The organism is uncultured Cyclobacterium sp. (genome assembly GCF_963976465.1).
Taxonomy (GTDB): Bacteria; Bacteroidota; Bacteroidia; order Cytophagales; family Cyclobacteriaceae; genus Cyclobacterium.
In genome coordinates this window covers 1-10705 of record NZ_CAXBOC010000148.1, presented here as the reverse complement: position 1 = coordinate 10705, position 10705 = coordinate 1, and the positions used below count along the sequence as shown (strand labels likewise).

The 10705-nt window shown below is 36.0% G+C and carries 11 protein-coding genes; all 11 read right to left on the bottom strand.

Features of this window, described 5'->3' with window-relative positions:
• Positions 1-417: 417 nt before the first annotated feature.
• Complete coding sequence (locus tag AAC037_RS10150; protein WP_339902887.1) at positions 418-1446, bottom strand: alpha/beta fold hydrolase; 1029 nt, start codon at positions 1444-1446, stop codon at positions 418-420.
• 131 nt (positions 1447-1577) lie between these two features.
• Entirely contained in the window at positions 1578-2675 is a 1098-nt protein-coding gene (locus AAC037_RS10145; RefSeq protein ID WP_339902886.1) for a DUF4221 family protein, read from the bottom strand.
• 49 nt (positions 2676-2724) lie between these two features.
• The gene (locus tag AAC037_RS10140; protein WP_339902885.1) at positions 2725-2946 is read right to left on the bottom strand and encodes a hypothetical protein; all 222 of its coding nucleotides are present in this window, start codon (positions 2944-2946) and stop codon (positions 2725-2727) included.
• 211 nt (positions 2947-3157) lie between these two features.
• Positions 3158-4057, bottom strand: a complete 900-nt coding sequence (locus AAC037_RS10135; protein ID WP_339902884.1) for a sulfotransferase domain-containing protein — start codon at positions 4055-4057, stop codon at positions 3158-3160.
• Positions 4058-4611: 554 nt separating this feature from the next.
• On the bottom strand, positions 4612-5853 hold the full coding sequence (locus AAC037_RS10130) for a glycosyltransferase (protein ID WP_339902883.1): 1242 nt from the start codon (positions 5851-5853) through the stop codon (positions 4612-4614).
• Between the two features lie 3 nt (positions 5854-5856).
• Entirely contained in the window at positions 5857-6582 is a 726-nt protein-coding gene (locus tag AAC037_RS10125; protein WP_339902882.1) for an FkbM family methyltransferase, read from the bottom strand.
• A gap of 38 nt (positions 6583-6620) precedes the next feature.
• Positions 6621-7403 carry a galactosyltransferase-related protein gene (locus AAC037_RS10120; protein WP_339902881.1) on the bottom strand — a complete coding sequence of 261 codons (783 nt, stop codon included), beginning with the start codon at positions 7401-7403 and terminating at the stop codon, positions 6621-6623.
• Complete coding sequence (locus tag AAC037_RS10115) at positions 7396-8460, bottom strand: lanthionine synthetase LanC family protein (protein ID WP_339902880.1); 1065 nt, start codon at positions 8458-8460, stop codon at positions 7396-7398. The genes AAC037_RS10120 and AAC037_RS10115 overlap by 8 nt, the downstream gene beginning before the upstream one ends.
• Positions 8453-9250, bottom strand: coding sequence for a DUF3405 domain-containing protein (locus tag AAC037_RS10110; RefSeq protein WP_048643104.1), 798 nt, complete (start codon positions 9248-9250; stop codon positions 8453-8455). The genes AAC037_RS10115 and AAC037_RS10110 overlap by 8 nt, the downstream gene beginning before the upstream one ends.
• 7 nt (positions 9251-9257) lie before the next feature.
• Positions 9258-10325: a BF3164 family lipoprotein gene (locus tag AAC037_RS10105; RefSeq protein WP_014021632.1), complete on the bottom strand. Its 1068-nt coding sequence runs from the start codon at positions 10323-10325 to the stop codon at positions 9258-9260.
• Positions 10326-10496: 171 nt separating this feature from the next.
• Positions 10497-10705 (bottom strand): hypothetical protein (locus AAC037_RS10100; protein WP_339902879.1); only part of this gene is annotated, 209 nt, incomplete at its 5' end.

Below are 10705 nucleotides of genomic sequence, written 5' to 3'. Positions count from 1 at the left end.
AAGGAGTTTGCCTGTGTGCGGGAAGCCTTAAATTTTAGCTGAAAAGATACACAGCGGTGTGGTTTTCCCTGACTAGCTCTGCTTCAGGACAGGTTGTTTACTTTTTGGGCCTGTAGCAAAAAAGTAACAATGGAAATAGTAAAAGAGTTATTTTATTTTAATTGAAACTGAAATTTACTAAACATCACCCTAAAAATTAGTTCTTACAGATAAGCGCAATCAATTAGATTTTTTATATGTATCATACTATTAATCAATGGTATGTGGTTTAATTAGCGATAAAACAATCATTTCTTTTCCCCTGACTTTCTACGAATCAGGACAGGCCCTGAATAAGACAGGGTAAACATTGATGAAAAGAAACGAACCAAAGAAAAATCTAGCCAAGACTAATCTTCAGAAATAACACCAACCTTTTCAATACCTTACCCGATCTTTTTTGTTATAAAGTAATCCTTTTTCCCGAAGCATTTGATAAACACTGACTTTCTCCTTGATATCATTGTTGATAAAGGAGCGAATTAGGTTATTATGCAACATAGAACCACCTAATTTCCCAAAGGAATGCCCATCCCGAATAAGCAGTAAGGTGGAATTTAAATAAAACTCTGCCAACACATCATAACAAAACCTGGAAAGCAATTTGTCATGTACTGCACCTACAATCAATACCTTACCAGTAAAATTTAATCCCCGATCATAATTCACCCCAAAAACAGAGAAAGGATGGCGTTCAAACTGCTTCCATATTTCATGACTTTCCAGCATCATCCACTTCGCTATTTTAGATTCTAGTAAATTGGCAGCTGCATTATAGGTCAATCCATAACTGTGCTCAAAAAGCCTAATTTTCAGAGCGATATCGGCTTTATCTGCTTCTACTAAAGACGGCAACAGAAACCGCCATTTTAAATAAAAATAAAAGGCCAGGTCTATGTCTTCAGTCCCCGTTTGTTCCTTACAAAGGTTCTCGGAATTGTTGTACCATAAAAAATCAAGGTAGGAAGTATTTTCAAGTGGTATTGATTCCAGGCACTGTGAGGGGTTGATAAGATTCAGGTTTTTTTGAAGGTCAAAGAGTAGGGGGTTGAAGGAAATCAAGGATTTGACGTTTTCAGGGAAAAGTCCAAGGTAATAATGCAGGTAGGCAGCCGCACCGGAAAAACCCAATAAATGTACTGGCCGATCTCCTGATAAGTCTTTACGGACCAATTCTATGTCCCTTGCTTGTTGGTCCATGTTTAGCCATTGATAAGCTTTTGCCCAATCAATTTCCCCTGAAGAATTGATAATTTTCAATATGGCATCAGCCTCATTCCGGCCTTTGATATGAACGATATTAAATTCATCCCGCAGTGGCTGCAGGTCTATGCTTTTCTGAAAATACTTGTCCAAGGGATCCTCAATTAGCAGAATGGTTTCCTTTTGCTTATCGTAGGGATGCATTAGGGTATAGCTAATTTCTATTTTCCTAGCATTCTTTATATGATGATCCAGCGGTACCAGTAAAAAATGAGTTGTATCAGAGGGAGGAAAGTGAAAACCTGTGATTGCACTTAGAAACAGTAGAAAAGCTATCAAAATTTGTCATTCCTTAATTTTACAACATGGAACTCTAGGGTATTTTCCTTCAATGTAGGATTTGCAGGATGTGCTAGGTTTAAAAATAAACCCTTTTTAGTTACAAACCAATTATTGATCTGGTAAGTATAATCAGGTAATGAATAGTGCTGAAGTTTTTTCAATTTGGAATCAAAAACGGTAAGTGAGGTTTTCTTTTGTAGAAATGAAATTTCTTTCCCTTTAATTGGCGCTTCCCAATTGAATCTATAAATAAGTTTCTGCCAAGGGTCAGGTATTGGGGAAAGAAAATGCGTATTGTTTATGGCATGTGAATCAATATTATCTAGGTTGATTAAAGGCAATATATGCTTAACCTCTTTTCCTTTGTTCAAATTTCCTTCAGTACTTAAACAAAAAATATTGGATTGATATTGAAAATTATAGATCATACTACCATCTAAAAAATCATTGAATCCCAGGTACGTGACAAACCCTACATTACCTTCGTTTCTTTTGAAAAAATCGCTATGGTATATTGGTAAATAATTCGTTTTTAATGTTTCAAGATTAAGTAAGCCTATCAGAGGAAGATTTCCTTTTGATTTTTGATCTGTATTGTGGTAGACTATAAAGAAAGCTACACTTTTTGACACAGGGTTATACCGAAGCTTAAAATAGAAATTTATAGATGGTTCTCCTCCACCATCAAAATTAAACAACTCATAAAGTGAATGAACTTTACTAATTTTCCCCTCTATCGTAGAGATGTATAGTTTGCCTCTCGAGTACAAAAAAATTGAATCTTCATTATAGTAATCTAGCCCATCAACTTTATCTATACCATCAGGCCCTTCACGTTCAAGTGGTATTTGGCTTAAAGTAGATTGTTTATCCAAGCTAAACACATCAAATGAATGCCTTGTTTCGTTATAGGCAAGAAGTTTGGATTCCTCATTTTCATAATAGGAATCCCAGATTTGATAAGTATTTAAGAATTTTTCATCAATTGGGATTTGAATTTTTTCTACAATGATTGATAGATTTCCATTATTCGTTGTGGAAGAACAAGAAAAAAACACAAAAACCAAAATTAATTGTATGGAATTTTTCATAAAAATGAACCTAAGTAAAAAGGTCAGCCTAAGCCAACCTTTTTTATTTTTAACAATTTTTGAATTCATTACACTCCTGACTAGTGACTTCTCCAAGCCCACATGCACTTAAACTCCATGTACTTTGGCACCAGATCCTCGTGCATGGAAACTCCACTCCTGCTATGTCGACAGAACAACTTCCTTCATTTGCTTCAGCATTAAAGGAGTTAAATAATCCAACACTCATGGTTACTACTCCCACGGCAACTGTAGCTTTTTGTAAAGTCATTTTCTTTTTCATGCTATTTTTTGTTTTACGGTTAAAAGATATCTCAAATAAGCAAATTTTAATTATTTTTAATATAAGATAAATTGTATTTTCCGTAAACTGGGTTCTTTTTCCTGTGAACTAGCGGTTTTATCGGATTTGGTGAGTTGGTGAAGGGGTTATGTAGTGATGTGGTGATTGAAGATTAGTGAAAGAGACTGGGTTTTAGGAATTATTTGTAATTTAGCTTGATCCTCATTTCCTTTGTTAACATCTTAAACATTTCTTTTTCCCTTATGGGCCACTGTTCAAAGGGTGGGAGGTACTCTACCTTGGTTGCATTCGACCTTTGATTCATGATACGGTTTATTTTGTTCCAATCTGCATTCCTTTTTTCAGTTAATTTCATAAAATCTACAACCCGTAAAATTGTTTTTTCCCTGATGGACTGATTTTTTGAAAAGAAATCTTCGTACTTAATTTGTATCGAATTCACACTGTTTTTTAATGATTCCTGAATAATGCTATTGACTTTATTCCAGTACCAAGCTATTTTGTGAACCCGGTTGAAATCGGGCCATTCTTTTTCCCATCCATCGCCTGGAAAGTCCTTGGGGCAGATCCTTTTCCTGTGATCGTTTTCCCCATAAAACAACATTTCCCCACCACTATCTTTTGGAGATTTAGCATAAAATGACCTGACGGAGTCTATTGGATTTCTAACCACATACAAAAACTTGATAGATGAAAATGTAGCCATTAGTTCCGGAATAAGGTATGCAGCGTGTGGATTTGATTCTATATAGGTGGTCTCTGGAGTGGAAAGCACTTGCTTTAGTAATGGTTTTCTGAATTCACATATATTTTGGCGGCTGACATCAAAAAGCAAATCTGTCCTAATTTTTTGCATACCCATGTCAAAAAAATCAGGTTGGGGCTCATGAACTGCATATACCTGACTGAAACAGGTATTAAAAAAATCCTGGAAAAAACGGGTGCCTGTTCTACCTGCACTTAGGATAAAAATTGTTTCTACCTCAATGCTTTCTTTGGGTTTTGACTTCCTGCTATTATTTCCAGTTTTATCTTTAAATAAACAAGAGATAGGATTAATTTGTATTTTCCAAGCCATTATTTAGTTGGTTTAGTAGAATCATTTTCTTTTTTATTTCAGTCCATTTTGATTTGGCCACCTTAAGGCGAAAATCGTTTTGCATAATTATTTCCCTTTTTTTTACTTGAAGAGAATTGATTAAATTTACATTTACTATGCAGTTTCGGTTTATTTTGAAAAAGTTTTCCGGCAACTTATCTTCCATACTTTTAAGAGAAGAGCAGCAAGAATGGCTATTTCCATTCAAACAAAAGACCGTGAGAAGGTAATCATTTACTAAAAAATGCGTTATTTTTTTCAACTCTAGTTTTAGTATGGTTTGGCTGCATTTGAGAATTAAATAGGAGGTTTCCATAAAAAATATTTAGTAGTATAACTATATTGTTAAAGTAAAAAAAAAATAGAATTTAACAAAATAATAGGTGTTAATTTGACATTTGTATTGGAATTACATTTTTAATCTCAGAATTATGTAATAGACGATCTATTTTCTATTACCGATTAAAATTTATTTGTATATATTTTTTGTTTAATCAGTGCTTTTAAACAAAAATATTTGAGTCCTAAATGACTTATAGCAGATCAGTATATGTTTTTTCCAGTTTTTTACCTAAATGGAAGTTGTCAAACTTGTGTTCTATAAATTTTCTACCACTATTTCCCATATCCTTTCTAACCCTTGGATGTTCAATAAGGTATTTCATTTTTATTTGAAGGGCATTGATATCTTTTTCGGGAACTAGGTATCCAGTGATGCCATCCATTACTCCTTCAGGTATCCCATTGTGTAAGGTAGCAATTACCGGTAATTGCATGGCTTGGGCTTCCTGAAGTACCAGACCCTGTCCTTCGGAATTGCCATCACTCCCAGTAATGCTTGGAAGTACAAAAATGTCGGAATTTCTGTAAAAATTGATAATGTCAACCTTTTTTTTCTCTCCATGAAAGAAAACCTTTTCCTCCAATCCAAGAAAGGTTACCAGTTCCATTAAAGGTTTCATCAATTCACCATCGCCCACGATGTCATAAAAGGTATTTGGGTGAAGTTCTACAAGCTGGTGAAAAGCTGAGATGGAGTAGTACAATCCTTTTTTCTCTACTAATCGCGCAACGCTTAACAGTCGAATGCAATCTTTGTCTGTTTTCTGCTTATGAGGTATAAATTCTCCAGGATTCACACCAATGGGCAAAACCACAATTTTATTCTTGTCAAATCCAGCTGAAATTGCTTTTTCCCTGATAAAATTAGAAATGACAATAAATATATCGCTATTGGAAAACAGGTTTTGATAATAGTTTTCACCCATTGCTCGATGAGTGATATCATAGCCATAAAAGGTGGTGAGCATTTTACCATCTAAAAGTCCTAGTGATCTCACAAAAACTGCTCTCAAGCCGGTAGGGCCAAAATGACAATGAATAATATCATATTTATTTTTTGATATAAATGGATAGAAAAGAGAAATCAAATATAACCGACGTATCATATCCTGATTGCGGTAAAAATCCTGAGAATCAAGTAACTTAACCAATTTTCGAACAGCCGGCTTAATATTTACCAACACAAAGAATTTTAGCCAAGCCCATATTTTGTTTTGGGGTACTTTAGGTGGATAAAAAGTATGCTGGAGTAATCCTAATCGGTGAATCTCATCATGTACTTTAGTTTCTTCAGACTTGCCTGCCGGAAAAATATCCACCTTATGGCCTGCCTCAATCAAATAACTAATTTGGTTGAGTATAAATGTTTCGGATAATTTGGGGAAACGCTCAACTAAGAACGCAATTTTTAATTTTTTTGAAGTTTCATTCATTTTCTAAAGCTTGTTTTTAAGTGACTCGATGGAATGAAAGTCAAGAAGGTATTTTATGTCTTTTTTAGATAATTCGTTATATTCGACTTTTGAAAAGCACAAAAAGTCCCCCTCAAACTGATAAACCTGATAGTCATTGTAAAGAAATAAAAGTGCTGCTTTTAATTCTTCCCGGTTCAAGTGTTTCATTTCAAATAATATAAGAGAGGGTTTAAATCTGGTCAAATCCAATTGTCTAAGTATTTTCCAGTCGTGGCCTTCACAATCTATCCGCAATAGATCGATTTGTTGAATTCCATGCTTTTGAAGCAAAGTTTTCAGGGTAATTCCCTTTATGCTTGTGGAAACAATAAAGGGGGTTAAAATACCGTTCAGATGTTTACTGATATGGTTTTTGTCAAAGGAGCCCAATTGGTCATACCAGTCCGGAAGATTGCCTAGGATGTATTTGGCCTTTTGGTCTACCCAATAAAATTCCTGCCTTGTGCCATTATTGATGGCGGTGTTTTCGAATAAAAACCTAGTTGAATCGGGGTAATGGGTCTTTAGTTTTTCAAATAGGTAGGGAACGGGCTCTACGAAAAGCATTTTCCATTTTTTATTTTTTAAAATAGACTTATGAAGTGGGTCTTTGGTTTTGCCGTCATTGGCTCCAATTTGTACTACCGTCCAGTTTTTCTTATTCCCAGTAATATGAATCCAGTACTCAACCTGGGATTTAATCTTCAATTTAGGATTCAATTTTTTAGTTAAATTTGTAAAATAATTTAAGATTGAGACCATTCTTGGATTTTGTTGTTTAACTCCTTTTTCCCCAGTGATTTAATATAAAGAATGTCGTTCCATTTTCCCTGGTCTTCACGATTACTATGGAAACTACTATTGATTCCACGGGGATGAGATAGATGGAACAATGGCCCGTCTATGCGGTTATGGTTGTAACCTAGCCCTTTCCATCGGTGTATTCGCTCTCCATCTTCCCTTCCCCACCCGTAAAAGTTCGGGTTTTCAATCCCCGTTGCCTTGTAATCCTGAAGGTTTGCAAGAAAAGCACCACCTATGGGGTCAGGTCCATACATTGACATCATTTTAGCTTTGTGTGAAGTAAATACGGTATGATCCCGATTTTTTATAAAAATTTCCCTAAGGATCATACCCGTATCTAAAAATTCTTTGGCATAGGGAAAAACGAAACTTGATTCGCCATCTTTTATGCATTTTAGGGCTGCTATGATTTGTTTTGGTGGAATGATAACATCACAGTCCCAAATTGCTACAAATGGTGTCTTAGAAAACCCTACCAATGTATTGATGTATTTTGTCCGGTGGAAGATATCGTCCCTATCTTCTTCAAACCAATAATTTATTTTGTTCCCTGCAAAAGCAGGAATAATCCCGGTTTTATAAGCGGAAGCTTCGAGGACTAAAATAGGAGAGCGTAAGTGATGGTGTAGAAAGTCTATCACCACCATTAGGTTTTCCAGCCGAATGACAGAATCCAACCGGACAGGAATAAGAAAGCTGATATCTTGCAGAGACGCTTTATTCATGTTGAGGATCTTTAATTTGTTTCAAAAAAAGGAGAGCGTAATGAATTCCTGTAATTCCGTAAATAAACCCCATTTCGTTTTCTGGATTTTTTTCGGTGGCTCTCCAATACTCGGATTTCTCCAGATGTTGCATCGCTAGTTGTACGTTTTTTTCATCATTAAACAAGCCCTTCCAATCATCTATTTCCAACCCTACTTGCTTGTCTAATAAAATCAAACCGGAAAGACCGTTTTCTACATACAGGCTTTTATTTCCAAGCCTAAAAGAAGTGATTGAAGCACTATTTAATTTTTCTTGCAGAAGTCGGGTGTGTGCTGACCAATCCTCATGTGCCACCTTGCTCATTCCGTAAAGTAAACTGAGACAGTTACCTAGATTTTGGGGAATTAAGGAAAGCAGCAGAGAAGAAATGTTGCGAATCATTTGTCGGGTTTTGTTGGGCATTATGTTTAGGCGGTTGATTTCACCCAATACATACAAGTAATTGGGTAGGTCCCAGAAAAGGTTAAATTCTTTTGGCTCAGTAAAATTTCCACTGTTTTCTTCGGCCATTATGTGGATGCGGTTTATCAGTAAAACTGCAAGAGAAGTGAATATTTCACTGTTTACCTTCTCTGGCGCATTTTTAGGCTGGACTGAAACACGGTCGAGGATATAGATCAGGTAGCCTAATATTCCACGTTTTAAGCCAAATTCAAGCTCGTTCGTTTTTTCAGAAATAACCTTGAAAAGGATTGTGTCTATTTCCATTAGCAATTCATCGGCATTACCCTCCAAATAACCTCTTTTGATTAATTGGTTAATTCCCCAGGCAATTCCGGCTAGTCCATTGTCAAATGAGGTCGGCATCGGGTTTTGGTGAATAAAATTGTACCCCTCTTGTAGTAAATGTTCCGCTGCATGCTGGTATTTTAGTTCTTCGCACTGTTGAAAGGCTTCAAAGAAGTAAAGGCAAAGGCCAAACTTGCCTTTAAAGAGTCCAGGATTTTCGAGGCTGGTGTAATGTCCCAACAATAGCTCATCTCGTGTATGGAAAAGTTGTGTAACCTTATTCATCTGTTATTTTTACAGGGTGGTAAAGTTTATTTTTCAAATTCCCTGTTTTTTCGAAAACGGGTCTCCATCGCATGGTGCCGTCGGAAAGTATACCTCTTTTGTTAGGTGTATTTTCCGAATAAAATTTGTTTTCAAGGCCTTCGGGTACAAATTCCCCTTTCCCACCAAAGTCTTGGATGGAAAATCCACTTTCATAAAGCAGGGTAGGAATGAGTACTTCATGATGCCCACACCACTTGCTTAAGAGTGCTTTGTGAAGTAATTCTAAAGCTTGACGTGAAATTCGGTAGATGGGGTTAAAGGACCGGATCCGTTGCTCTTGTGGGATAACGGTGTAGGGATGGGCCAGGGTAGGCCACCAAGGCCATTCCGGTTCTTCTTTATAGCGGCGGATATGACTACTGATAAAATCAGTGTCAATAGAGGAAAAATCTTCAAAAAAGGATTTCCAATCCCCCGAGAATTCCACGTCGTCTTCAATGCACCAATAGTAATCGTAATGTGGATGAGAAAGGTAGAATTTTAGCAAGGGGAAATGATTGCTACCCGGTACCAGGGTAAAGCCAAGTGGGAAATAATTCAAGGAGCTTAAGACTTCATCGTCAAAGATGTGCGTATTCACGTCTTCTAAGTTTGGATTAGAATTATCCCCTAGCAAATGGTACAACACCACTGTATCTCCCATATTTTGGGTAGCTGTAAACAGCTTATGGTATTTTTGAATTAAAGGGAGTGAGGTTTTATTGGTGAGGATTAAAAAAGATTGTTTTAGCGAAGTATTTTTGCCCATTGAGGTATTATTTTAGGTCAGGTAAGTCAAAAACAGCAATTCCTGGATCTTCATCTGTGGTGATGCCATATAATTTTTGGGATTCCTCGTCTACCGCCAATCCTCTGATAGAAATATCCAATATAAAATTACATTTAATTTTACCTTCCAGGTCAAATGCATAGATATCATTGGCGATTTCATTACTTTCCCTCAATTGTTTTTCGGTTTTATCAGAATATAAACCAAAAATATAGTTTTTGGATATAGCAATGTCCAAATAGGCCAAGGGTTCGGCTATACCCACGATTAATTTATTAGATGAGCCACTGGAATTAGCAATTGTAAATTTGGGAATGTAATTGAAGGGGCCATCTGTAATGAAAATTTTTCCTTTCTCTTTGTTTAAAATTTCAATTCTATCTCTATAAACACCAGCAGATGCATAAACATTATTTATCTGGTTTCCTTTAAACCATCCCATATGTAAATCCGACATCATATAATTGGTTAGGTCTTCTCTGACTAAATGATCTTCCCATTTCCCATAATTCGCTAAGCGCCTTCCATCAATCGAAAATTCTACAAATTGATGGGGATCATTTACCATGCGGCACATAACTGTACTATCGGAGGACCAAGCCATGGCCATGGCCATATAGAAGTCTCCTTCTTGTTTGATTTGATTTTTTGACAATGATGTGGTATCATCAAGGTCGAATTCTGAAAAATGCTTTGACATTGCGCTATAAACCCAGAAAGTATTATCATTGGCACCTAAATCAATTCCTGAGACGTCAGAAACTTCACCGGGTCCAAACCCTATTTTACCGAATGGCCGCAAATATTTCATTTTTTTTGCATCGAGGACATGAATTGGAGGAAAATCTTCAGGTACCCTTCTGCTTTCGCCAATGATCAACTTATTGTTTTTAATGAAAATTTTAAGCGGCACTTTTATTTCCTCAAAAAAGTATTTTTTGCCAGCCAGGTTTACTGTTCTAGGTATCGTTTTTTCAGTAAAGCTTTTTACATTATCAGATTTCAATTTGTCTTCTGAACAATTCGATAAAGACAATAGTATAATGATTAACATTGCCGCATTTAATAAAACCTTATTTGATTTTTTAGTTAATTTCACAACAGTATTAAATTTACAATTTGCTAAAAAGCTTCACGATAAACCGAAAGATTCTAACTAACCTAAATAAATCTAGATATAAAATAACTCTTATCGTGAAGCCTTTTATTTACTATTTACCATAGATTATTGATGATTCGTACAGGTATCACCTGGAAAATCTCTATCAACCGGTCTGTCCTCTGACCATACTATTCCAGATTCATCAGTACAGTATGAGGTGCCTGGGCAACACATATAGCCACAACCTCCATCTGCTTCTACATTAAAAGAATTAAATAATCCAACACTCATGGCCACAACCCCAGCGGCCACCGTAGCTTTTTGTAAAGTTA

What these genes read in the sequence shown, in the direction of transcription:
- AAC037_RS10150 (WP_339902887.1), bottom strand. Translation starts at nt 1,446, where the DNA reads ATGCATCCCTACGATAAGCAAAAGGAAACCATTCTGCTAATTGAGGAT.
- AAC037_RS10145 (WP_339902886.1), bottom strand. Translation starts at nt 2,675, where the DNA reads ATGAAAAATTCCATACAATTAATTTTGGTTTTTGTGTTTTTTTCTTGT.
- AAC037_RS10140 (WP_339902885.1), bottom strand. Translation starts at nt 2,946, where the DNA reads ATGACTTTACAAAAAGCTACAGTTGCCGTGGGAGTAGTAACCATGAGT.
- AAC037_RS10135 (WP_339902884.1), bottom strand. Translation starts at nt 4,057, where the DNA reads ATGGCTTGGAAAATACAAATTAATCCTATCTCTTGTTTATTTAAAGAT.
- AAC037_RS10130 (WP_339902883.1), bottom strand. Translation starts at nt 5,853, where the DNA reads ATGAATGAAACTTCAAAAAAATTAAAAATTGCGTTCTTAGTTGAGCGT.
- AAC037_RS10120 (WP_339902881.1), bottom strand. Translation starts at nt 7,403, where the DNA reads ATGAATAAAGCGTCTCTGCAAGATATCAGCTTTCTTATTCCTGTCCGG.
- AAC037_RS10115 (WP_339902880.1), bottom strand. Translation starts at nt 8,460, where the DNA reads ATGAATAAGGTTACACAACTTTTCCATACACGAGATGAGCTATTGTTG.
- AAC037_RS10110 (WP_048643104.1), bottom strand. Translation starts at nt 9,250, where the DNA reads ATGGGCAAAAATACTTCGCTAAAACAATCTTTTTTAATCCTCACCAAT.
- AAC037_RS10105 (WP_014021632.1), bottom strand. Translation starts at nt 10,325, where the DNA reads ATGTTAATCATTATACTATTGTCTTTATCGAATTGTTCAGAAGACAAA.